Raw genomic sequence first — 25,560 nt, forward strand, 5'->3', positions numbered from 1 at the left:
ACTGAGCACCGTGCTTAGCAAATCTGTGAAACCGGTCATATGCGACAAAAACCATATGGGCTGAATGGTAAAATATGGACCGTCATTTCAATAATATTTTCCAATTGAATCGCTATTGGTCGTTATTAATTCAGGAGCCCTATGGAACTGCTAGATCTCACCATAGTACTTGCGTACTTCGTTTTCGTTATCTTTGCGGCGTTAGTATTTAAGCGCTTTGCAAAAACCTCGTCAGGTTATATACGTGGTGGGGGAGCGATGATGTGGTGGATGGCTGGTGCAACCGCCTTTATGACACAGTTTTCTGCGTGGACGTTTACCGGAGCCGCAGCCAAAGCGTACGAAGATGGGCTAACCGTACTCTTCCTGTTCTGGGGCAATGCTCTAGGTTTCTTTGTAGCTGCCTTGTACTTTGCAGAGCGCTATCGGAAGTTGCGTGTAGATACTCCAATGGAGGTCATCAAGCTGCGCTTTGGTAAGGTTTCGGAGCAGTTCTACACTTGGCTGAGTTTCCCACTTGGTATTCTTTCTGCTGCGATTTGGCTGAACGGTCTCGCTATCTTTGTCGCTGCCGTGTTTGGTATTGATCTTTATGTAACCATAATGATTGTGGGCTCGTTAGTTACCTTTGTAGCGGTAAGCGGCGGTTCATGGACTGTTTCTGCAACCAACGTCATTCAGCTCATTCTATTAGTATCCATCACCATGACAGTGGGCGGATTTGCGCTGTATAGCAGTGGCGGTCCAACTCAGATGGTAGAGAACTATCCTGGTGACTTCTTGCTGGGGTCTGATATCCAATACTGGCAGATCTGCGCTATTTGGGTGTTCATCATTATGGGTAAGCAGACCATCAACACCAACAACGCCCTGACATGCTACCGCTTTTTGGTCACCACTAATGAAAAAGAAGCCAAGAAAGCGGCCTTAGTGGCAGGTATCTTGTTTATTGTTGGCCCTGTGATGTGGTTTATCCCACCTTGGGTTACGGCTGGGCTTGGCGTGAACTTACAATCCGTCTACCCGAACTTGGGTGACAGCGCGAACAATGCCGCTTATGTCTATTACATCGATTACTACATGCCAAAAGGGATTCTCGGTTTGGTAATGGCGGCAATGATAGCGGCAACGGTCGCACCAATGACCACTGCATTGAACAGAAATGCCGGTATATTTGTGCGTAATGTCTATCAATCGGTGATCAATCAAAACGCATCAGAGCGCCAACAGATGAAAATGGGCAAGATCGCCACACTCATCTCGGGACTATTGTCTGTAGGCGCAGCGCTATTGTTTGCTTCAATTCGTGAATATAGCTTCTTTGATTTGATGATGCTGTTTGGTGCTCTACTACAGATGCCATTGTCGATTCCATCATTGTTAGCTCTGGTTGTTATGAGAACGCCTGACTGGTCAGGATGGGCGACGATAGTTGTTGGGCTTTGTGTCTCTGCCTTTATGCACTTCATTTTTGAAGTAAATTGGTTGCTGTCTCTGTTCAATGCAGAAGCATTTACACACCGAGAGTATGTCGACTTATCGGTTGTGTGTGCTCTAGTAGCGCAGATTGTAATTACCGGTGGATTCTTTGTGAGCACCCGACTGTTTTATAAAGATAGAGAAGGGCAAAGAGCCTCAGAGTTTAATAGCATGATGGCGAATTTAACCACACCGATCACTAGCAAAGAAGAAGCAGAGGTAGACAGACGCCAAGGTAAATACCTAGGTCGCATGAGTCAGATCTTGGGTATCTTTATCGTGGGTATTGGCGTTTGGTTTGAGGCTTGGGCTGATAAAGGGGTATTTATCATTATTGGCTGCTTAATATTCCTAGCAGGTTGCCACCTCTATCGAAGCCGTAAAGCGCCACAAATGTTAGCTAATTAATTTGCAGTAATATGGTTTAATCGTGCAGGGCTTAAACAAGTGTCATTTTAAACTTGATTCATGATCTTGGCGAGTGCTCTTCTGGGCCAGCACACTGGTCGGGAAACTGTTTCTGCAAAAGGTCCCCGATAAAACACTTCGGGGACGACGGATTCAAAAATGTAATGCCCAGGGAAGTGTCATCCTGAACTTGATTCAGGATCTTGGAGAGTGCCCATGTTCGGCGCACGTGCCGGTGGTTTTGATACAGCGCAGTGTCACTCTGATATAAAAACAAACCACGTCGTCATCCCGGAATCTTCGGAGAAGATATCCGGGATCTTCTTACGCACAGAGCTTAAAAGATACTTTCTAAGGCATGCTAACGGAGTTGCACCAACGCCAGCCAACCAACAATACGACCTAATCGTACATCAACTTCTTAGCTTTCTCGCTGTTAAACTCTTTCAGTGACTTTCTTGCTAAGTGTCTGAAAGGCAGGGCCTTAACTATCTCTTCAAAAGGCTGAATAGCGAACGCCCAAAAAATTGAGCCGTCAAATACCATGATAATTAACGCACACAGTGGGATTGAAATGACCCATTGGCCGGTGAAGTTGATCTTAAATACCGCGGTTGTTTTTCCTAATGCTCGCAATACATGGCCGTGTACTGTGTTGTAGCCACGCACAATAGGCAGGAATATATACAAAGGTGCGATGGTAGCTAAAGCAACGTAAGTTGCAGGGTCTAGATTTGGGTAAATATCGGCAATGAACAGGCTCAAAATACCAAAGAACACCGCGCAGATAATCGAGATGCATACGGCAATATCAATGCTGGTATCCACATTTTTCGCCAGATCGTCCATCTTATTAGACCCGATGGCTTGGCTAATGGATATTGCCGAAGAGTGAGCCCATGCGGTGATAAATTGCGTACCTGAGCGAAGCCAAGGCATCACCAGTGTGATGGCTACATACGCATTGATGTTGAGCTGAGAGTAAAGCAATTGGTAAACAGTGGCACCTATGGACAAGATGGTGACATTTGCTGCAACTGGGAATATCTCAATAAAATGGTTCTTAATACTGTGTCTGATGCCATCAATATGCTTTTTAAATGGCAGGTCAACCTCGTTTGACAGATGCATACAAGCAAGCAAGTAAGCCATTCTAATCATAATGGCGATTAGGGTACCTGTCGCAGCTCCTTTAACGCCCATTCCTTCAAAACCGGCAAACCCGTAGATGAGGAAATAAGAGGTAAATGCATTAATGGGCATCTCGATGAGATAGCCTTTAAATGGGATTTTAGTTCGACCTAAGCTATTAAAAAGCGCAATGATCACTTGAGTGATGGCATTGAACAGTACTAGGTATTGGGAAACCGATAGGTAGTCGTTAATCTCTTCATACAAAGAGGTGTCGTCGGTCAGTGCTTCGATAAGCTGGTGATCAAAAAACTGCAGTAGAATTAGAAAGAGCGCCGCTACCGAGAAGTTAATGATCATTCCTGACCAGAACCCCTTAGATAAAGATGCCTGAACACCAGAGCCAACGGCGCGACTTAGTACTAGCTGTGTACCATTTGCTAGGGCCATCTGAATGCCAATAATAAAGGCAACGATGGTGCTAGCAATACCCATAGCGGCAAGGGAGACCTCACCTAAGGGCGATACTAAGAAGGTGTCGATCATCAACATTGACTGCATCAACAGTGCATTCAACGCCAATGGCCAAGCTATAGAGATGTTTTTTCTAACGTAAGATTGAGCTGGCACAGCATTACCTTGGTATTAACGAACAAAAGCGAATCAAGCCAAGACTTGATTCGCTGGTAATAAAATAGTACTTATTTTCTACAATGGTGCCATTGACTGCGATGACAATCAATAATCAAAACGTTAGTTTGATATTTATAGCTTCTAACTGAAAAGTTTTATGAAGCTTTAGCTAACGTCTGGTTCTCATCGTCTAGTAGGCTTTGAGACGCATCGCGTGCTTGGCTCGCGTTACCAGACATGATGCCATCGTAGATTGCTTTGTGTTCTTCTAAGCAGAAGCGTCCGCCAACAGCAGAGTAGTCGATAAACTGCTTGAAGATAGTCGACAGAATATTGCTGAAAGGCACGTAGAACTGGTTACCAGTGGCTAAGAACACTGTCTGATGGAACAGATGATCGTTAATCGTCCAGTTCTCATAGTCGAATTCATTAGCTGCAACGGTCATGCGCTGGAAGTACTTTGATAATTCTTTACGCTGCTCTGCTGTAGCATTGGTCGCTGCAAGCGCGCACGCTTCAGGTTCAATCGCCTTACGTAAACCCAGAAACTGAGCTAGGAAAGGCTTATTGTCTTCTAGGTCTTGAATCCAATCTAAGAATTGAGGATCTAGGAAGTGCCACTGACTACGTGGGCAGATACGAGTTCCAACCTTAGGCTTAGATTCGATAAGGCCTTTAGCAGATAAAAGCTTGGTTGACTCGCGCAAAGCGGTACGGCTAACCCCAAACGCTTCACAAAGCTCCGTTTCACACGGGATTTTTTGATTTTCTTTAAGCTCACCAGACAGAATTTTTCGTGCAATCTGTCTAGCAACCTGAACATGTATTCGGCGGTCTGAATTCTCCACCAACGCAAAAAGCGACATTTTTCTACCACCTGAGTTATATACAAAAGCCAGCTAAAACTGGTCTTAAATGGTCACCAAAATTAGGTGACGAAAGGATTTAAAGCCTTTCATTGTGCGGTGAGGCGTAGCATGGGTAACAAAGTAATTCGTTCAAAGTTCATGAGACAACTCAGCGAATACTTAACATTGAGAGAGCAATCATCGTTCTTATTAAAGTGTAGTCTCTCCTGTGAAACCACAGTCACTACGAGTAGGGGATGTCAAATTTAACAATTACCAAATTAGTAATCGCAACGTACCCCTACATTCACCATGAGTTAAAATAATACAATAACATTTTACAACATCAACTAATTCTGAGATATAAGTCAATTTACAGGCTAGAATTCAGACTTTAGTCACGTTAGGGGCGGCGTTGCACATTCGATGCTATGCTTTATGTTAATGAGTTGTATGAGGAAAGTGTTGGAGTAAGGAGTAGGGTTGGCGTTGTGTTACCACCATGATCCCCCCATTAGACGGGGCATGTCACGTTTACAGTATAGGTTTGTGGCGAATTTGAATCAGAGTGATATATTTGGCCTTAGATAATACATTAATAATAAGTAAGTTAAATTATGTCAGGTTCCTTTAATTCAATCGCGGGCTCAAAGCGCAGTTTGCATGTACAGGTTGCTCGCGAAATTGCGCGCGGCATTCTTTCTGGAGAGTTAGCTCAAGGCTCAATTTTGCCAGGTGAGATGAGCTTGTGTGAGCAGTTCGGTATTAGCCGTACAGCACTTCGTGAAGCCGTAAAGCTTCTAACTTCAAAAGGCTTATTGGAGTCACGTCCAAAGGTAGGCACTAAAGTTGTTAACAGAGCATTCTGGAATTTCTTAGATCCACAACTAATAGAGTGGATGGATGGTCTAGCGGATGTTGATCAATTCTGTATGCAATTCTTGGGTTTGCGCCGTGCAATTGAACCAGAAGCGTGTGCACTTGCTGCACAATTTGCGACTGCAGAGCAGCGCATCGAACTGTCTGAAACCTTCCAAGAGATGGTAGAAGTTGCGTCAGAGTCAGAGCTTAATATTGAGCGTTGGACTGACGTAGATACTCGTTTCCATAGCTTGATCTTCAATTCAACAGGTAACGATTTCTATCTGCCGTTTGGTAATATTTTGACGACTATGTTTGTGAACTTTATTGTTCATTCGTCAGAAGAAGGTAGCACTTGCATCAACGAGCATCGCGCAATCTACAATGCGATCATGGCCGGCAACAGCGACAAAGCACGCCAAGCATCAGCAGAACACTTGCAGGCGACAAATCACCGTCTTCCTGAAGTAATTTAGTAGTTTCTTTACTAATATTGTAAAAGCACGCTTATGCGTGCTTTTTTTATGTGAAAAATTAACGATTTATAGAAATAAATCACGGTCACATTAGTTACAATTTCGTTACTAACTCGCACGTTAGATATATAATAAGACTAATTAGCCGTTTGGCGCTCTCACTATAGTTTACGAGAACTTCTATGCCTCAATCTCTATTACCCAATATCATTCAGTTTATCAGTCAGATTGACCCTTTTGACAAGATCCCAAAACCAGCTCTTAGAGAGCTCGCGTCTCAGGTGAAAATCACCTATCTCAGTAAGGGAGAAGATGTTGATCTCTGTGTTGAGGGTGATGAGAAGTACCTGTATATCGTGCGTACCGGTTCTATGGAGCAGCGAAAATCCGATGGTGTACTGCGCGCTCGCCTAGGGCCTGAAGACCTATTCGGTTTTACGTTTCTAGACTCTGAAATCGATAGCGACAAAGGCTACAAGGCAGTAGCGATTGAGCATACGTTGCTCTACTTGATTCCTCACTCTGCACTGCAGCAACTGTTTAAGTCATCTCCTGAGAGCGCGGAACACTTTGCATCCCAAGCGCAAGTCCGCCTCAAATCGGCTTTAGATGTTGTATGGTCAGATCGTGAAAAAGGTCTGTTCATAAAAAGAGTAAGCGAGGTCGCTAGTGGCCGAGTTGCGGTCATGCAGGCGAACAACACAATCCAAGAAGTGGCTCATGAGATGCGTATAGTTAAGCGCTCGTCTTGTGCTGTTATCTATGATAACGATGAAATCGTGGGTTTGATTACTGATAGAGATATGACCAAGCGAGTGATCGCGTTAGGTGCGTCTATCGACCAGCCTATCTCTTCGGTAATGACATACTCGCCATTGACCATCGCACCCGATGATTTAGTGTTGCATGCTGCTTCGGTAATGATGCAATTCAATATTCGCAACCTGCCAATTGTTGAAAACAATAAAGTGATTGGCTTGTTAACCACCTCTCACCTTGTACAGAATCACCGCGTTCAAGCCATTTTCTTGATTGAGAAAATCAAGTACGCCACCAGTATCAAGTCTCTGTCGAGCTTTACCCCAGAAAGACAAGCTATCTTCGAAGCTTTGGTGGAAGGGAAGGTTGCACCAGAGGTCATTGGGCAGGTAATGACGATGATCATGGATGCGTATACTCGCCGAATTATTCAGATATCTATTGATAAGTTGGGGCCTCCACCGTGTGAGTTTGCGTGGATTGTGGCAGGCTCTCACGCGAGAAACGAAGTACACATGCTGTCAGACCAAGACAGTGCCATCGTACTGACTGATGATGCGACCGATAACGATAAGATTTACTTTAAACATCTTGCTAGCCTTGTGTGTAATGGCCTTGCAAGCTGTAGTTATCCGCTATGTCCTGGTAATTACATGGCGGCAAACCCGAAATGGTTACAACCGGTTAGCATGTGGAAGCACTACTACAAAAAGTGGGTAGCAAATCCAGAATACGAGCGTCTGCTTAACATCAGCGTATTCTTAGAAATTCGTTCCGTTTACGGCAACAATGACTTTGAAAAAATTCTCCGCGATGAAATGCATATGAACATTCGTAACAGCCGAGAGTTCTTAGTTTCATTGACAAACGATGCAGTGAATACCAGTCCGCCATTAGGTATCTTCAACAGCCTTGTATTAGAAAAATCGGGTGAGAACAAGAAGACACTCAACGTTAAGAAGTATGCCATAAACCTCATTATCGATTTGGCACGAATTTACGGCTTAGCGGTAGAGAGTGATACCTCAGCAACAGACAAGCGCTTTCAAATTGCGTATGAGAAGGGCTTACTGTCTGAAGATTCATATAAGAACATTTTAGGGGCGTATGAGTTTATCTTGTCGTTTAGATTTAGCCATCAGTTGACTGCGCTGAAGAATGGCGAAGAGCCAAACAATCACATCGATCCAAATAGCTTTGGTAGTTTTGAGCGCGGGCATCTAAAGGATGCGTTTAGGATCATTGCCGATCTGCAAGAGGCTGCAAAAGTGAGATTCGGGACGCGATAGATTATGTTTAAATATTTTCATCCTTTAGAAAGCACTAAGCGTAAAAGAAAGTCACTAGTAGATAGTAAGACGACGCCAAGACTGTTCAAGAGATTGCTAGAGAACCCTTCTCCGGAGGTAGAGACTCTACACAATGATTTGGATTACATTATTCTGGATCTTGAGACCACAGGATTAGACAGCGAAAACGATCTGATCTTGTCGATAGGCTGGGTGGTGTTATCCAAGAGAAAGGTAGACCTTACCAGTGCCTGTCATTTCTATATCAACCAAGAGTCTCAGGTTAAGCCAGAGACGGCGATAATCAACCACATCACTCCACAGATGCTCGATGAAGGTGTGTCGATACACGACGCAATGCGATCATTTTACGATGCGGCTTTAGGCAAAGTTATTGTGGCTCATGGCTGTGTGGTCGAAACCAACTTCATCAACCGATACTTGAAGAGCAACTACCACGTGTGGGATTTACCGCTAATCTGGTTGGATACTTTGTGTATTGAGAAAAAGATGGCAAAAGCACGTAATGATGTTGAAGATGTGGATCTAACGCTGTCCGGCACTCGAGCACGCTATAAACTGCCCGAATACAACGGTCATAATGCATTAAGTGATGCTCTGGCTACGGCTGAGTTACTTATGGCACAAGTTAAGCGTCTTGAACCTAATCATGATTTGAAGTTTGGCTATTTGTATAAGATGGGAAATTGAGGGGGAGTAGGGTACTAGGGTTTTAGGCCCTAGGACCTAGGACCTAGATTGAATTGCTTGTGATTCCCGAGCGCTTTTCTGGGCCAGCACACTGGTCGGGAATCTACGGCTACACATTCAGTTAAACAGGTCCTCGATAAGAGCCCTCGAGGACGATGAAGATAAGGGATCGAGTGTCAAATGCCTGTCATTCCCGTATGTTTTTATCGGGAATCTAATGCTACACATTCAGCTAGACAGGTCCTCGATAAGAGCCCTCGAGGACGACGAAGGTAAGAGTTCGAGCCTCAATTCCTGTCATTCCCGAGTGCTTTTCTGGGCCAGCACACTGGTCGGGAATCTACTCCGTACAATTCAACATCGACCGACTACAAAAAATGTCATCCGGTATGCCGGGTCAGCAGACTCTTAGAGCGCACGTGGTTTACTTGCAGCGCACCCCAAGATCCCAGTCAACAGCGTTACTGTATCGAGGGTGACAACTTAGCCAAATCTTTAATAATCGTGTGTGAGAATCTGGCTAGAAGCTATATGTTACACCAACACGGCTGCGTAACTCACGAGTCGACTTCTCCGGGCTTGTGCTTACATCACCAAACTCAACGTAGGGCGCCCAACTTCCAATTACGCGACGCGCCGTTAGGTTCAGTTCGTAATCTTCTTCCGTATTGTTGTACAGTTCATACCCGTCAGCATTGTAATAGTTTCCTTCAAAACCAAAACGCCAATCGGCATACGCATAATTGACGTTGGCGGTAAGTCTATGACGTAAGTCCGTGCTTTCTCCGGTACTGTAGGTTTTGATATCGTAACGGTAACGGGCACTTACGTTTAAACCGGCAACGGATTCAAACTCATAGGTAGCGCGAAGCTGAGGTTTGTATGTCATACCGCTCTCACGGCCTTCAATTGGCATACCTGGTTGGATAGTCCAGTTAGTGCCGTCAACCTGGTAACGGTAGCCTAGGTCTAGCTCCCAGCCGTTATTCTTAAGATCTTTCATAAAGTCGCCGTCAGCGCCTTTAAATTTAAGTTCACCACTAAAGTAGAAGTTACCGATGCTGTCACCCATTTTAACGCGGGTAGAGTGCTGTTCAGTGTGGCTCTTGTATTCGTGACGAACGTCAAATGATGCAGCGGATGAAGGTAGTGAAATTGCTACTGTGCAAGCTGTTAGTATTAGGGATGTAGGCTTAAAGGTTTTCATTATGTAACTCAAAGGGACTATCTACAGTCTTGATATAAGGGCGGGCATCTTAGGGGGTTTAACGTGTGCTTAATGTGATCTCCGTCACTAATGTTTGTGGTTTTAGAACTGCCAATATTATCAATACACTGGATACCTTTAACTTATTGTAATAAATGGATTTTTATCTGATTTAGTGATTTGTAAAAAGAATTAAAATGTCATTTCGATTAACGATCTGCGTTCGCATTTTGTTACATTCACTAATGGCGATGCATATTTGTGCATTTTCAAAAACAGTAGGCTTGCTAGATGGAACTGGTAGGGGGAAACAAGGGAGTCTAAACGAAAAAAGGCCTCCCGTTGATAGGAGGCCTTTAAGAGAGTTACTTAAACAAGTAATTAGAAGCTGTAAGTTAGACCTACACGGCTACGCAGTTCACGAGTCGCTTTAGAAGAACTTGTGCTCACATCACCGAACTCAACGTATGGGTACCAGTCACCAAACTTACGGCCAGCCGTTAGGTTTAGCTCGTAGTTTTCTTCTGTGTTGTCGTAGATGTTGTAACCATCAGCGTTGTAGTAGTTAGCTTCGAAGCCAAATTTCCAATCAGCTACAGAGTAGTTTACGTTACCAGTAATACGGTGACGGTTTTCTGTGCTGTCGCCGTTGCTGTAGGTTTTGATGTCGTAACGGTAACGAGCACTTAGGCTAAGGCCGTCAACGCTTTCTAGAGCGTAAGTAGCACGTAGCTGAGGCTTATATGTCATACCGCTTTCACGGCCTTCAATTGGCATGCCTGGTTGGATAGTCCAGTTAGTGCCGTCAACCTTATAACGGTAGCCTAGGTCTAGTTCCCAGCCGTTGTTCTTAAGATCTTTCATAAAGTCGCCGTCAGCGCCTTTAAATTTAAGTTCACCACTAAAGTAGAAGTTACCGATGCTGTCGCCCATTTTAATACGGGTAGAGTGCTGTTCAGTGTGGCTCTTGTATTCGTGACGAACGTTAAGAGAAGCAGCGCTTACTGAAGTAGCCGCTACAGTAGTAAGTAGAGCAAGAGTAACTTTGTTTAAAGCTTTCATGGATAACCCTTAGGAGTCATTATTGGTGTTAATGTATGACAAATATATTAAGGGTGTTGGTGATTGGATGCATGTGATCTTCGTCACCTTAAGTGTCGATTTTAGCTTTTATGTTTTTCAAGATGATATTGAATTTATTGTAAGTACTTGATTTATAATATTTTCAGCGTGTATTGATTTAGTTGCATAAAAAAAGCTAATCGAGTTAGAAATGTGCTAAATCTCTTGCTTTATTTACATATATTAATAATACAATTGAATTCAGGTGTGTACAAAAGGTGATCTGTTTCACAGGTGGCAGTGTTGAAAGGGAACTTTTAAATAAGTCGTTAAACCCTAATTGTTGTGTGCGGTGGAGGAATAGAAGATTTAAGCTTTTGTAAACAAGCTAGCTTCACTTTTTGATTAGTGAAAAACTAGGCGATAGACACTCTATCGCCTAAATATACTGCATGCTTACGGCTTAAAAGCTGTAAGTAATACCAACACGTGTACGAAGTTGGCGGTCATCAGTCTTTGAACCGTCTTTACCTTTGATATTCCAGAGCTCTACGTATGGACGGAAGTTATCAATTTTATAGCCTACTTTCACACCAAGATCCCACTCCCAATTTTCATTGTTAGACAGGCGAACGTCGTCGTAGTTGTGGTTGTAGTTGGCTTCATAGCTAAGTTGAAGGTTTTTCCATGCTTCATCTGAGAACTTATAAGAACCTGTTAGTGTGATTTTGCCCTGCTGAAGAGTCTTGCCATCACGGGAAATTTTGCTGTTACCATCAGATGATGTTGCATCTGACGTGCCATCTACAAAAGATTGGAACTCATGGCGGTAGCGTAGGGCTGTTGTCAGACCGAAATCAGCTTTGTAACCGATACGTAGTTGTGGTTTGTAGGTGGTTTTACCATTACCAAAAGTGATTGGCATACCAGGTTGCACGTACCAGTTTTTATTTAGAGTATAAGCAACACCCCAGTCAAACTCAGAATCGCCGCGCTCTACTTGGTAGAAGAAGTCAGACTTATCGTGGCTGTTGAACTTCTGTTCAATGCTGAAGTAAAGTTTTGCTGGATCAGAGATCTTAACTGAAGAGCCAATTTTAACACGGTGTGCAAACTCTTCACTTTCGTGTTTGTACTCTCCACGGTAGTCAAGAGAACCAGCGTTTACAGATGCTGCTGCAACTGTAGTAAGTAGTGCGATTGTTACTTTATTCATTGTTTTCATTGGTTGTTAACCTTTGCTTACGTTTGCTAATAAGTCGTAATGTATGACAAGCATCTTAAGTATTTGCGATATTCAGTGATGTGACATAGATCTCTAAGGGGAGCGTATTTATGTTTTTTTGCGTGGAAAATTGTGTTGAAACTAGTTGCAAGGCAGGTATAGAAAGGGGTGGAGAAGTTCCAATTATTTTTCTAAAATAACCCGTACGCTGTTTTAATGTACAAGACTAGAGGTGGTGTTATATATTTTTATAATACAAATAGCGGATGGGTGTGATCTAGTTAAAAGAAAAGCGGCACATGGCCGCTTACAGGTAAATGTAACAGTAACAATTATTGGTGGGTGATTTTTATTTCACTGAAGCTTACGTCGAAGATTTGACCAGAAAGCGATGAGCTAGGCTCTATTTGCGGGTAGATACCTGCTTTGAAGTAGAAACTGTTATCGCTATGCGCCCAATCTGGGTCTAGTGCATAACCGGTATTTTCGATTTTTTCGCCCCAAGCAAATGATTTACTTACTCCGGCAGCCTCTAATACAACACCATTTTCATTCACTTCGATATTGTATCTCCAGTCTGAGTTCGCTTCGGCTGTGCCTAAGTCCACACTGAACGATTTACAATAGCTACAAGATTGATCGTCAGGTAAGAAAGTATTGTTTAAGATTGCTCTAATAGGTTTATTCCCACCTTCCCATTGTAACTTAATCAGGGCTTGCTTGATTTTATAGCCGTGCACCTGTCCCACAATGACCTTTGGGTCTTTCCCTGAGATGTTCGGGTAATCCTCAATCTGCAACTGTGCTTGCAGTTGGTGGTTTGCGTCGTCTACCGTCCAGTTTTGCGTGGATGATGAGCAGATGCTAGAAGAATTATAGTTATACAGCTCTCTTAACTCCGAACGTGCATACTTAGTGTTGGTCGTGGTGGATATTCCGGCGTCACCTAAATCAACAATGAAGTGAACATCTTCGTTATCAGCAACATAAAAATAGGGGAGGGATGTTTCTAATGAGAATACATCCTTGCCACTGCATTTACTTGGAAGCAATTCGACAGCGCTGTCGCGATCATTTAAACCGGAACTGACGCCAAAGTGTTCTTTGTAGTACGATTCACTCACGGGAAGTGTTATTTTCCATTGTTCTATATTCCAGCCTTCACCAGGTTCTACTGGTGGTACTGGATTATTTTGAACGTTGTCTTTTGAGCTACCTTGGCAACCACTTAGAATGATAGCGATAACAAATGGAGTAAAAATGTTTATTTTCTTGGTCATTTCTATGTCTTCAGAAGGAAGTTTGTGTATTTCAGCATGGTAGGAAGAACTCGTCAGTATCAAAAAGCCATAGCAGTTGCTATGGCTTTGAATCAGTCAGGTTCTAAGATAAGCAAACAGCAAGTCAATTACTTGTCTGTTTTGATATTCTTAGGTTTAGTTCAAGATATTTTCTTCACCAGATACTGCAGCTGGTTGTGCGTAGATAGCTGTATTTCTATTGTTGCTAGTGTTGTCTTCTGAAAGTAGGGTTTTATAACCATTGAACGTATTGCTTTCGATAGTAACATTACAGCCAAGGTTATCGTCACTAGGTTTTATGATAGCACCACTAGAGTCACCAACTTTAATGCCGCCAACATCACTACCACCAGGGGTAATAGTGAATGTATTATTTGTGATTTGTGAACCAAATCGCCCGTTGTCACTGCTACAGTTAATACGAATCGCATTATTTTGGAGACTGCCACTCAAACCGACAAATTCGCTATTGTCTAACCTAAAGTAGCCACGAGAGAATAACCAACTTGCTTTTTTAGTGCCTAGATCTTCTTCTTCGGTAATGCCATTTGCATCGAATTTTAGATTTTCAAGCGCTACAGGATCTGAATCTTTACCAATTTTACCAATGACGATCGCACCGGCTTCATTATCTGAAGTACCTGCTGATTCTCTACCAAAGCATCCTGCCAAATTGTCATTGGCAAAAGTCATGTTTTTGATACCCGCACCTGGTACAGTGACATCAATACAAGCATCTCCGGTAATGGTTGCTAAACCAGCACCATCAAGTGTGACTGCTTTATTTAGTTCGATAACGCCTGTATCAAACGTACCTTCAGATGATAAGCCAATAGTAGCGCCATCTACTGCTGATGCGATTGCAGCGTTCACTTCTTCTACGGATCTAGGTTTTCCATCAGTAGCATTTTCTAGTGCTGTTATAACATCTTGGTCTTCAATTTCTGTGCCTGAATAAGCTGTTTCTGCGCCACCGTTTTCACAGGTCATTTCTAGTTGTTTGTCAGCTACTGTATAAGTACAGTCATTACCATCAAAGGAAACAACACCCTCTTTTTCAGCCGTATATGCTGAACTCTCAAAAGTGTAACCACTATCTACGTCACCACTGTAAATGCTTAGAGCACGTGTACCTTCCTCATCATTATCAAACAGATATGGTGAAGTTCCGCTGAGTGATTGCGATGAAATGTCGCCACCTGTTAGTTCCCAGTAGATGTTTTCAATAGAATAAACTTCTGTAGGTTCGCCTGGGTCAGTAGGAGGTGGAGTTGTAGGTTCGTTGTTTTCACTACCCACATCAAAGTCACAGCCGAACAAAAACGCTGATGAAATCGCTACTGCGATAGCTGTTTTAGTAATTTTCATAATATTCTCTCTTATAATTTGTTTCTAAGGCCAGACGTTGGAACTGTGGGGCCTAAAGTCTGACCATTTTTATCTATTAGAATTTGGTAACTTAGAATGAGTAAGCGACACCAATACGTGTTCTTAGTTGGCGGTCATCGCTTGTTGAGCCCGCACCTTTAACATTCCAGAATTCCATGTATGGGCGGATGTCGCCAATTTGGTAACCGATGATGCCACCGATATCCCAGTTTTCATTGGTGTTGTTATAGAGGCGAACATCATCGTAGTTGTGGATGTAGTTTGCTTCGTAGCTTAGGCGAAGGTTTTTCAGATCTGGGTTAGAGAATTTGTATGAACCAGTAAGAGTCCATTTCCCTTCTTGGAAAGTTTTACCAGCAGAGGCAACACTTGTGCCATCTGTAAGAGTTCGGTTGCCGTTGCTATCGCTATCTGAATACTCTCTGAACTCATGGCGGTAACGAAGAGCAGTAGTTAGGCCAAAGCTTGATTTGTACCCCACACGTAGTTGTGGTTTATAAGTCGTTCTTTCATTACCAAACGTGATTGGCATACCAGGCTGTATGTACCACTGCTTGTTGATGTCGTAGCGAATACCCCAATCAAACTCAGAATCACCACGAGTCATTTGGTTCCAAAAGTCTGTGTTGTCACTACTTTGGAACTTCTGTTCAACGCTAAAGTAAAGTTTTGTCTTGTCTGCAATGTTTACAGACTCACCAATCTTAATACGCTGCGCGTAGGTCTTTTCATCGTGTTTGTATTCTGCGCGGTAGTCAAGTGAACCGGCGCTAACTGAGCCTGCGAAAAGAGATGCGGCCACTACTAATGCGATTTTAGTGTTTTTCATGGAATTTAATTTTCCTTTGAGTAAGTCTGATGTCTTGCCTTAATGTATGACAAATAGTTTATTGGAATGGATTCCTAGAAACTGTGACGAAGGTACAGATTACTATTCAGATGGCCGTTTTATAAAAAGAAATGAGATGGAGATCTCAGAAAATACCCTTGTTTTGGCCGAAAAAGATGTCGAGCTTCATGTTTTTTAGTGGGTTTATTTTCTGTTTTTGGTTTTTATTTGGGTTTTTATGCGACATATTTCACATATTTAGGGGTAAACACCAGCACTTAGGGTTCCTGTTATTATGAGCGCACTTTATGTGCAATTGATTGCTCTTGGGGGCGATTGTTTGGGCGCTTTGATACATAAATTTCAGATGCTCTTTTCTTTATATACCAGCGAAGCTTGAAGATAGAACGGTTATCTATACTTAGAGATAAGTATGATGATTTGTAATAATTACTTACAATTTAATCCCTCGATAAATCATACAATTAATGATTTGGAAGGTGCTAGATTAGATTTTCGTTCATGATTTTACCGTTTTGAAGCTTCGACACTTCTTATTGGTGAGGGAAGTTTACTAACCAATGGCAAAGATATAGCTGTAGTTTGAAACGGAAAATAGGACTCTATACTTGTTTAAACAATACTCAGGCAGTTGTCACATAGAATTTGGGAGGTGAGGAAGTGAGGATAGAAGTGGACCCCAATGGTTGGACACATAAGCTAATTCCTTAAGTGGTTGATCCAGCTCATGCTGCGTATCTCTACCTGCCGAAGTAGGCTTCATCAGGGGTAAGGTTATTGAGTCCCTGATGGTTACGCTCCTCATTATAAAACACCATGTAGTAACCGATTTCAAGTTCGGCTTCACGGGGCGTGGTGTAAGCTTTTAAGTAAATCTCCTCATATTTCAGGCTTCGCCATAATCGTTCGATGAAAACGTTGTCGATCCAACGACCTTTCCCATCCATGCTGATCCGTACATTATGGTCAATTAACTTCTGTGTGAACTCAGTGCTGGTAAACTGACTGCCTTGATCTGAGTTGAAGATATCGGGTGGCCCGTAGTGCTTAAGCGCTTCTTCAAGAGCTTCGATACAAAAGCTAGTATCCATGGTGTTAGATAACCGCCAAGACAGTACCTTACGGCTATACCAATCGATGATAGCAACAAGGTAGAGGAACCCTTTAGCCATCGGGACATACGTGATATCAATTGCCCACGCTTGGTTGGGGTAAGTAACTTCTATGTCACGCAATAGGTAGGGATAAACCTTGTGTGCTTTATTCGCCAGTGTCGTTTTTGGCTTGGGATAAATCGCTCCAATGCCCATGTCACGCATGATTCGAACGATACGCTTGCGATTAACCTTATGGCCTTTTTTAGCTAGCTCAGTACGAACACGCCTACTGCCCATGAACGGATACTGAAGGTGAATTTCGTCAATCATACGGCGCAATTCAATCTCCTCAGCAGAAAGTCCGATGGGCTGGTAATAAGCGGTAGAGCGAGCAATATTGAGAAGCTCGCACTGGCGCTTTATCGGTAGTTGGGTGGATTTATCCAGCGAACTCTTTCGCTGTGCTCGATCTAACGATCGAGCACTTTCGCCAAAAAATCATTTTCCATGGTCAATTGACCGATCTTAGCGTGGAGTTTGTCCACTTCTTCAGAATTGTCTTTGCCCAACTGACTTTCAGAGGCAAAGATCATGGCTGCATTTTCAAGCAGCTCTTTCTTCCATGTTGAGATCTGGTTGGGATGCAGGTTGTACTTCTGTGCTAACTCAGCGACAGTTTTATCACCTTTAGCGGCAGCCAATGCCACCTTAGCTTTAAATTCGGGAGAGTGGTTTCTGCGTTTTCTAGTCATAATCTGCTCCAGTATTTCTGGGTACTATCAAAACAGATCAATCACTTAAAGTCATGTCCGAAAATCGGGGACCACTTCTGGATACAAAAGACTTTGCAGTCAATATGTTTGTTATTGTTGATTTTTAGAGCGTAGGTGAGACTCAAGTAGTTTGCTTTTATATGCGTGCGTTTCGCTGTTTAATGAGGCAGGTTGAAGGTGTGTGATTTTACAGCAGGCGAGGATACTATAATTTGAAGTCTGAATGTGAAAGCTAGTTGTGTGGCTTGCAATGAAAGGTTTAAAACTATTCGTTAGCATCAATAAAAAGCCATAGCAGATGCTATGGCTTTGTTTTCCAAATATGCTTTGTTGTCTAGTTAGTAGTAAAACCAAACTCAGCAGCTCGAAGTGCAACTTCTTCAGCAGTTAGCACATCGTTAAAGAATGCTGCGTTATCAAGTGCGCCTTCAAGGTTTTTCTGAGATGAGTTTGAACCACCACCAACATATACCTTGTCACCATCTTTAGTGTTAGGAACAAAAGTTAGATCGCCACCAGTACCCTCTTCAACGCCGTTGACGTAAACCTTAGCAGTGCCGTTATCAAACGTTGCTACAACATGCATGAATTCGCCATTTGCAACAGTTGTTTCAGCTTCTACCGATGAGCTACCTGAACCATCGTAAATGCGTAGTTTAGGTTTTAAAGAGCTCTTATCAATGATTAACTTGTAACCCTTGTTGCTATCAGTGTTCTCTAAAAGCTGTAGGTCTTGGCTAAAGCCAGGGTTGAATGTTACATCGTCAATACTGAAGACGATTTCCATTGAAAACGTACCGTCAGTAAATGCAAGTGGATCCGAAGTTCCTTCCATTGCAGTGTAGTAATATCCGTAGGTGCCTGAAGTCAGCGATTGTGTAGTATGAACTGCACCATCGACTTCTACTGCGCCATCAGTTATCACTTTAGGATTATCGCTATCTTTACTGATCGTAAGAGATTTGCTACCGATAACTGCACCACCATCAACTGCTGAGAAATCCCATGCGAAGTCAGCTACTGGAAAGTCTGGATCTGGAGTTGGTTCTGGATCAGGCTCTGGAGTAGGCTCTGGCTCTTCACCTGTTGCACTAACAACCACAGCTTCAGAACTGTTGTTGTTATATGGGTTACCAGATAGGTCTTGGCCGATAGCGTAACCGTCAAAGTTATCTTCGAATACTAGCTCTTCATTTGCACCTTCAATGTTATAAACCTTGAAGTTATCAGCAAGTAGTTCAAAGTGTGTTGTATTGCTGTTGTCACCCATTTTAAGAGCAATTACTTGTACTGGAGTATTATCAGCCGCGTACGGGAAAGGACCATATGTAGTGTCGTTGACAGAGAAAGAGTACTCATCGTTACCCCATTCAACTTCAACAGCAAGATCTTCACCCAATGTATAAGTACCGATCGCATCAGATAGTTGTGGCTTTCCACCTTCGATAGTGTTTGAACGGTAGAAGATTTCGCCATTATTGAATACTGCTTCACCGTACAACTGCGCATTACCTGTGCCAGAAGCGTAAAGCGTGATGTAAGCGTTGTTGCCGTCTTCATCTTCTACTTGCTCAGTATCTTCATGCTTTTGATAGATCAAGTCTACTGTGATTTTACCGCTAGCTATTTGATCTACCGGCACGTCAGTTGATGAGTCAGCAAGTTTCAGGCGAAGCTCACCCGTATCATCACTTTTTGTATCTAGAATCTGAACAAGGTTGTTAAAACCAGCTTCAGCATTCGCTGCTGCAACTGCCGCTTTAACTTCTTCAGTTTGATCGTCAGTACCGTTTAGAACACCTACTGTATCCGTATCAATGGTGATATTTCCATCGACAACTTCAAATTGGCCTGTAGCCTTAGTTGGGTTTCCTTCAGCGTCATAGTAGGTGAAAGTAACTACACCGTCTTCTTCGCTATAGGTTTCTGTAAGAATTACATAGGTACCAAGGACAGTATCTGACGTGTTATCGGTGTAGTATTTTTGATTTTCGCCATCAAAAACGTAAATGTTTGGAAGGTCAGTAGATTGAGTTGAAGCGCTAGATGCAGCTTCAAAATTCCAGTAAGGACCTACTAGGTCAGAAGTTGGGGTTGTTGGTGTTGTGCCGCTATCGCCACCAGAATCTGGGCCGACATCAAAGTCACAGCCAAACAAAAATGTTGCTGAAATTGCTACTGCAATCGCTGATTTAGAAATTTCCATATAACTTCTCTCTTTTCACGTTAGTAATAGAACGGGCGACTCCGTGTTACCCGTTCTAATTTTGTTTAATTAGTTGTTATTAGAACGCGTACTTTAGACCGATACGTGTTCTTAGCTGGCGGTTGTCTTCTGCAGAAGAACCTTGGTCAACTGTCCAGAATTCCATGTATGGGCGGAAGTTATCGATCTGGTAACCAACGATTACGCCTAGATCCCATTCCCAATCTTCATTGTTTGCTTTACGTTCGTTTTCGTAGCTCTTAACGTAGTTAGCTTCGTAGCTCAGCTTCAGGTTCTTAAAAGTTGGGTTTGAAAATTTGTACGAACCAGTAAGAGTCCACTTACCTTGTTGTAAGGTTTTATCAGCACGGTCGACTTGATTGCCGTCCGTATCAGTAAATGTGCCGCCATCGCTAGTGTAATCTTGGAACTCGTGACGGTAACGAAGTGCAGTAGTTAGACCAAAGCCTGCCTTGTAACCCACACGGAATTGAGGTTTGTAGGTAGTCTTAGTTGATGCGAAAGTAATTGGCATACCTGGTTGTAACCACCAGCCACCATCAAGAGCGTAACGAACACCCCAATCAAACTCAGAGTCACCACGTGATGTGTTGTTCCAGAAATCTACTGAACCATCATCATTTGATTCACTTTGCCATTTTTGCTCAATGCTGAAGTAAAGTTTTGCTGGATCAGAGATTTTTACACTTGAACCAATCTTTGCACGGTGAGCCCATTTCTCATCATCGTGTTTGTATTCTGTGCGGTAATCTAAAGTACCTGCGCTTGCTGCGCCTGCGAAAAGTGTGGCTACCACTGCCAGTGCAATTTTATTGTTTTTCATGGGGAGATTTACCCTTTTTGTCCGTTTGAGTAATTGACTTAATGTATGACAATTAGTTTATGGTAACACTTGGTTACAAACTGTGACGTAAGTACAATTTGATGCTCAGTGTTCAAGCGCATAAAAAAAAGTGAGGGCGATCTCTCAAAATTCGAACGAGATCGGTTAAAAAACAAGCGAATCATTTGCTGTTTTAGAATTTTACAGCTTAACTTTTGTCTTTTTTGAACTTTTCGAGGGGTTTTTGAGATGAAAACTCGAATCTAAACTGGGTTTTCAACTCTTATTTGTAACGGTCTGTTGCTATTTGTGAGCGAAATGTCATTTGAAAAAGATGAAATTTGGCATTGTTGATTGAGAATTTTGGAGGGGGAGTTTGTTAGGCCAAGAGTTATAAAAGAATACAATTGGTGAATATTGATGAGGTAAATTGATTCATAGTAGTAATACAAGAAGTAGTAAAGGGGCAGTTTATTGAAGATTAATCCGAGTTTCTCAAGACAATAGGCGTTGCTATCTAGATAGGAAATTGAAACCAACAGACTCTATATCATTGCCACCCAACCATTTTTTTAGCTCAACAGACGTCAATATCTCTAATTCCTTCTCTCTGAGAGATACATAGCTAGATAGTGTTTGCAAAGTACTATCTTGTTTATAACCCGGATGGCACATGAATTCGACGCAGCTTACTTGTGAGTTCGCTTTGTGTGCTAATAATCGGTTTTTAAGCCATTCCAAGCTTACACTTTCATCATAAAAGCCAATATCAAATACATCGGGGCAAGGAACTTTTAAACCGTGTTGGCCTTCGAATACCGCATCTGCACGTCTTACTGGTAGCCCAATGTTATTAGCGAAATGGATAAAAGCATCTTTAAGGGCTGGGTAGACAGCAGCAAAGTGATGACTATCTATATGATTGATCTGCAGACCAGACTCTATAGCTAGCCGATATTGAGCTGCAAACTCTCGAGTTATTTGCTCAGAAGAGATGTTCGGCTTTTCTGTTAGTTCCTTCCTTGTTAGGAAATAGCCGCTATCGTTTACAAGATCGGGAATGAGCTTTGGATCTGAGAGTGGTTTGCCGCTTGTCAAAGTGAGATGCAATCCTACCTCTGGGATCGTTCCCTCTTTATATAGGTGTATCGCATGATCAGTACCAGGCTGATTCATCATTATAGTCGTGGACCGCACAATCCCAAATGCCATTGCTTTTTGGATGGCGATATTGACTTGCTCGGTTAAGCCAAAGTCGTCGGCATTGAAGATTAGCTTCATTGTTAAGTAATTCGTTGTCATCTAGAGGTCTCAATATACTATCTAAATTGAGGGAGTTTATGAAAAATTCTGTAGCTCTGTGAGGTTATAGGGATTTTGTAGCGATCAGCTTCAAGCTGTCAGCATGTATCTTGATCACAACTCGGACTTTAGGGTATCCGTTATGCCTGAGTGCTTTTCTCGGCCAGCACTCTGGTCGGGCATCTGTTTCTATAAACGGTCCCCGATAAAAACCCCCGGGGACGACGTTTATTAATCAGATGGATATAAAAGTAGTGATCGAATAAGGCATACACTCTGTTAAATCACATTTAGGTCGACTATCAATACTTGTGTATGGAAGTCAGGTTGTCAGCTGTGAGTTAAAGCAAGAACTATAGGGGGAAGGTTAGAGTGGAGCACTGCTTTAATAGCCGTTGTTTGAAAAAGCCCCCCTATCTGAGCGCAATTGCAACGGGTTGCTTGTAGTTGGCCTTTATTTCCTTTGTAACCCAAAGCTGTGCGGATTGGGTGGGCGAGTAGGGCACTACTAGAATCCCTACAAATCATTTTTCATTTTCTGTGATATGTCTTACAAATAATTGCGGTTAGATTGTGCCTCATCTGTGAAATCGATCTCATTTCCGTAAAGTCTAACTTTCATCTGGTGATATTCGCCGCTAATTGTAACTGATGGTATCGTATTGTTATATTTGGTTTTTCTGTCGGGTCGATGATTGACAGGAAGCAAATTAGGCAATTTTTATTGCTCAAATAGTGTATTTAAACTTGCTTTTGTTATTTGTAATACAATATACTTATTGGGGTCGCAGAGAGCAAAAACGGCATACCCTCTAGGGGTTTGCTAGGTTATCAAGTCTGTTTGCTGCACCAATTCAATAGAGGCTTTAAGCGCTATTGAAACAGAATACTAGAAGACAAGACTCAACGAGTGTTGCCTTAGTAAACAATTACTAAAGAAAGTGGGTTCGAGGATGGAATCGACTTTTGATAGTGAAGCTCCATAACTACTAATAACAGCCTAAACATACCCTTCTAGTGTTTAGGCTCGGTACACCACCGATTTACCCATAGGCTTTGCACTTGCCTATGGGTTTTTTTTTGCCTTGAATACAGTGCTTCGGTTCGTAAAGGGCTTTTATCAAAGATTTTGCTTTTCACTATGGGTGCTTCTTTACGTTTGCGGGCCAAATCGTATCCCGAAGTCCTATCTAAACCTTACCTAAATTTATAACGCTTAGACAAAGAAAGTAGGTAAGTACACTGCTTTAACGTGTTTTTAAGACTCTCTATAAGAGGCTACTTCCAAGCTGCTGGCCCTCAATTGTTCACTTTTTCTTCTGAGAAAGGTCACTGTGCCATGTCATAACTTCGAATTTTCAATGAAATGGCGGTTCAATTAAGTAGTATTATTTGTATTGAAATGTGTCATCTGCAACATGTTTGACTTGAGTTTTATTAGCTGCGTTTACTTTGCTTGGGAACATAAGCCTTATGTTCTTATACGCCACGCCTTATATAATGGTGCCTCAGAAGTATTTAGTTACATTTGTGGGTATTTTGTAGCGATTTATGGGTCTTTTTGCTCTTGATCACTTGTATGATTTAATCTAGAGCTAGTCTTGAGTCATGGGTCACATTTATGAAGTATTGTAATACAAAAGATAGGGATATCTGTTTAGACTGAACTGGATTTGAAATAATTATTTACAGTTTAAGGTAATGCAATGGATCTCAATACTATAATTGTTGGCATCTACTTCCTATTCTTGATTGCGATAGGTTGGATGTTTAGAACATTTACAAGCACCACTAGTGACTACTTCCGTGGCGGCGGTAACATGCTTTGGTGGATGGTTGGTGCAACTGCGTTTATGACTCAGTTCTCAGCTTGGACATTTACTGGTGCTGCTGGTAAGGCATACAACGATGGTTTCGCAGTAGCTATCATCTTCTTAGCGAACGCATTTGGCTACTTCATGAACTTTGCGTACTTTGCGCCTAAGTTCCGCCAACTTCGCGTTGTTACGGTAATCGAAGCTATCCGCATGCGTTTTGGTGCTGCGAACGAGCAGGTATTTACTTGGTCTTCAATGCCTAACTCTGTTGTATCTGCAGGTGTTTGGCTTAACGCACTCGCAATCATCGCTTCTGGTATTTTCGGTTTCGACATGACAATGACCATCTGGATTACAGGTTTGGTTGTACTTGCTATGTCTGTAACGGGCGGTTCATGGGCGGTAATCGCATCTGACTTCATGCAGATGGTTATCATCATGGCGGTAACGGTTACTTGTGCGGTAGTTGCTGTTGTTCAAGGTGGCGGTGTTGGTGAAATCATCAATAACTTCCCTGTAGGCGACACAGGTTCTTTCGTTGCGGGTAACAACCTTAACTACCTAAGCATCTTCAGCATCTGGGCATTCTTCATCTTTGTTAAGCAGTTCTCTATTACGAACAACATGCTTAACTCTTACCGTTACCTAGCGGCAAAAGATTCTAAGAACGCTAAGAAAGCTGCACTTCTTGCATGTGTACTTATGCTTGGTGGTGTATTCATCTGGTTCATGCCTTCTTGGTACATCGCTGGTCAAGGTGTAGACCTATCAGCTGCTTACCCAGATGCAGGTTCTAAAGCAGGTGACTTCGCTTACCTATACTTCGTACAAGAATACATGCCAGCAGGTATGGTTGGTCTACTTGTAGCGGCAATGTTCGCAGCAACAATGTCTTCAATGGACTCTGGCCTAAACCGTAACTCAGGTATCTTTGTTAAGAACTTCTACGAAACAGTTGTTCGTAAAGGTAAAGCTTCAGAGAAAGAGCTAGTAACAGTATCGAAGATCACTTCTACTGTATTCGGTATCCTGATCATTCTTATCGCACAGTTCATCAACTCACTTAAGGGTCTGAGTTTGTTCGATACAATGATGTACGTTGGTGCCCTAATCGGCTTCCCAATGACTATCCCAGCATTCCTTGGCTTCTTCATCAAGAAGACTCCAGATTGGGCAGGTTGGGGTACACTAGTCGTTGGTGCTATCGTTTCTTACATCGTAGGTTTCGTTATCAACGCTGACATGGTATCTCACGCATTTGGTCTAGAAGAGCTAACTAAACGTGAATGGTCTGATGTTAAGGTTGCTATCGGTCTTATCGGTCACATCACACTAACAGGTGGTTTCTTCATCGCTTCTACTCTGTTCTACAAGCCTCTAACTGCAGAGCGTCAAGCAGACGTAGACAAGTTCTTTGGTAACCTATCAACGCCTCTAGTTTCTGAGTCAGTAGCTCAACAGAAACTTGATAACAAACAGCGTCAAATGCTAGGTAAACTAATTGCAGTAGCGGGTCTTGGTGTAATGCTAATGGCATTCCTACCTAACCCAATGTGGGGCCGCGGCGTGTTCATCCTATGTGGTGCAATCGTTGGTGGTGTTGGTATTCTACTTGTGAAAGCTGTTGATGATTCTGTTGAAGATCTTCAAGAGAGTGTTGCTACTAAATAATCATTTAGATTAAAGCAAACTTGAATATTAAAGCGGGCCTTTGGGCCCGCTTTTTGTGTTTATGGGGGAGGGGAAGCTGACAGATTTTAGCTGCAAGCTGCAAGTTAGAAGAGCGAGTTTCAATTTTGACTCGTGTGGTTTATTGTGGATTTTTGGGAGTGTAGCTGGTGAAGAGATCTCCGACCAGTGTGCTGGCCCAGAAAAGCGTTCGGAGATGACGG

Annotated in this window: 17 protein-coding genes; 5 read left to right on the forward strand and 12 right to left on the reverse strand. The window is 42.6% G+C overall.

Annotated elements, in window-relative coordinates; all coding sequences use genetic code 11:
- The first annotated feature begins 141 nt into the window (after window positions 1–141).
- Window positions 142–1,887: a sodium:solute symporter family transporter gene (locus A6E01_RS15030; protein WP_065210592.1), complete on the forward strand. Its 1,746-nt coding sequence runs from the start codon at window positions 142–144 to the stop codon at window positions 1,885–1,887.
- A gap of 402 nt (window positions 1,888–2,289) precedes the next feature.
- Here A6E01_RS15030 and A6E01_RS15035 read toward each other — a convergent pair whose 3' ends face one another.
- Window positions 2,290–3,579, reverse strand: coding sequence for an MATE family efflux transporter (locus A6E01_RS15035; protein WP_065211020.1), 1,290 nt, complete (start codon window positions 3,577–3,579; stop codon window positions 2,290–2,292).
- 227 nt (window positions 3,580–3,806) lie between these two features.
- Window positions 3,807–4,517, reverse strand: a complete 711-nt coding sequence (locus tag A6E01_RS15040) for a FadR/GntR family transcriptional regulator (protein WP_065210593.1) — start codon at window positions 4,515–4,517, stop codon at window positions 3,807–3,809.
- A gap of 599 nt (window positions 4,518–5,116) precedes the next feature.
- Between A6E01_RS15040 and A6E01_RS15045 the strand changes: the two genes are divergently transcribed.
- The 3 genes from A6E01_RS15045 to A6E01_RS15055 all read left to right on the forward strand — a co-directional run bounded on the left by A6E01_RS15045 (window position 5,117) and on the right by A6E01_RS15055 (window position 8,595).
- Window positions 5,117–5,836, forward strand: coding sequence for a FadR/GntR family transcriptional regulator (locus A6E01_RS15045; RefSeq protein ID WP_065210594.1), 720 nt, complete (start codon window positions 5,117–5,119; stop codon window positions 5,834–5,836).
- Between the two features lie 182 nt (window positions 5,837–6,018).
- Entirely contained in the window at window positions 6,019–7,884 is a 1,866-nt protein-coding gene (locus tag A6E01_RS15050) for a DUF294 nucleotidyltransferase-like domain-containing protein (protein ID WP_065210595.1), read from the forward strand.
- Window positions 7,885–7,887: 3 nt separating this feature from the next.
- Complete coding sequence (locus tag A6E01_RS15055; RefSeq protein ID WP_017027875.1) at window positions 7,888–8,595, forward strand: 3'-5' exonuclease; 708 nt, start codon at window positions 7,888–7,890, stop codon at window positions 8,593–8,595.
- 520 nt (window positions 8,596–9,115) lie between these two features.
- Here the strand turns inward: A6E01_RS15055 and A6E01_RS15060 are convergent.
- The 10 genes from A6E01_RS15060 to A6E01_RS15110 all read right to left on the reverse strand — a co-directional run bounded on the left by A6E01_RS15060 (window position 9,116) and on the right by A6E01_RS15110 (window position 21,830).
- Window positions 9,116–9,802: an oligogalacturonate-specific porin KdgM family protein gene (locus A6E01_RS15060; RefSeq protein WP_065210596.1), complete on the reverse strand. Its 687-nt coding sequence runs from the start codon at window positions 9,800–9,802 to the stop codon at window positions 9,116–9,118.
- Window positions 9,803–10,183: 381 nt separating this feature from the next.
- Window positions 10,184–10,864 carry an oligogalacturonate-specific porin KdgM family protein gene (locus A6E01_RS15065; RefSeq protein WP_065210597.1) on the reverse strand — a complete coding sequence of 227 codons (681 nt, stop codon included), beginning with the start codon at window positions 10,862–10,864 and terminating at the stop codon, window positions 10,184–10,186.
- Between the two features lie 463 nt (window positions 10,865–11,327).
- Window positions 11,328–12,089, reverse strand: coding sequence for an oligogalacturonate-specific porin KdgM family protein (locus A6E01_RS15070; protein ID WP_065210598.1), 762 nt, complete (start codon window positions 12,087–12,089; stop codon window positions 11,328–11,330).
- 332 nt (window positions 12,090–12,421) lie between these two features.
- On the reverse strand, window positions 12,422–13,369 hold the full coding sequence (locus A6E01_RS15075) for a polysaccharide lyase family 7 protein (RefSeq protein WP_065210599.1): 948 nt from the start codon (window positions 13,367–13,369) through the stop codon (window positions 12,422–12,424).
- 156 nt (window positions 13,370–13,525) lie between these two features.
- Window positions 13,526–14,758: a right-handed parallel beta-helix repeat-containing protein gene (locus A6E01_RS15080; protein ID WP_065210600.1), complete on the reverse strand. Its 1,233-nt coding sequence runs from the start codon at window positions 14,756–14,758 to the stop codon at window positions 13,526–13,528.
- A 91-nt stretch (window positions 14,759–14,849) separates the two neighbouring features.
- Complete coding sequence (locus A6E01_RS15085; RefSeq protein WP_065210601.1) at window positions 14,850–15,608, reverse strand: oligogalacturonate-specific porin KdgM family protein; 759 nt, start codon at window positions 15,606–15,608, stop codon at window positions 14,850–14,852.
- Window positions 15,609–16,369: 761 nt separating this feature from the next.
- A protein-coding gene (locus A6E01_RS15090) for an IS3 family transposase (protein ID WP_156744627.1) occupies window positions 16,370–17,478 on the reverse strand; the annotation gives its coding sequence in 2 pieces (ribosomal slippage) (window positions 16,370–17,226 and window positions 17,226–17,478; 1,110 coding nt in all).
- 355 nt (window positions 17,479–17,833) lie between these two features.
- Entirely contained in the window at window positions 17,834–19,705 is a 1,872-nt protein-coding gene (locus A6E01_RS15100) for a LamG domain-containing protein (RefSeq protein ID WP_065210603.1), read from the reverse strand.
- Between the two features lie 79 nt (window positions 19,706–19,784).
- Entirely contained in the window at window positions 19,785–20,549 is a 765-nt protein-coding gene (locus A6E01_RS15105) for an oligogalacturonate-specific porin KdgM family protein (protein WP_065210604.1), read from the reverse strand.
- Between the two features lie 513 nt (window positions 20,550–21,062).
- Window positions 21,063–21,830 carry a carbohydrate deacetylase gene (locus A6E01_RS15110; protein WP_065211021.1) on the reverse strand — a complete coding sequence of 256 codons (768 nt, stop codon included), beginning with the start codon at window positions 21,828–21,830 and terminating at the stop codon, window positions 21,063–21,065.
- 1,727 nt (window positions 21,831–23,557) lie between these two features.
- On the opposite strand from A6E01_RS15110, the gene A6E01_RS15115 reads away from it, so the two are divergent.
- Entirely contained in the window at window positions 23,558–25,339 is a 1,782-nt protein-coding gene (locus tag A6E01_RS15115) for a sodium:solute symporter family transporter (RefSeq protein WP_065210605.1), read from the forward strand.
- The last annotated feature ends 221 nt before the right edge of the window (window positions 25,340–25,560 follow it).

The organism is Vibrio breoganii (genome assembly GCF_001677275.1).
GTDB lineage: Bacteria > Pseudomonadota > Gammaproteobacteria > Enterobacterales > Vibrionaceae > Vibrio > Vibrio breoganii.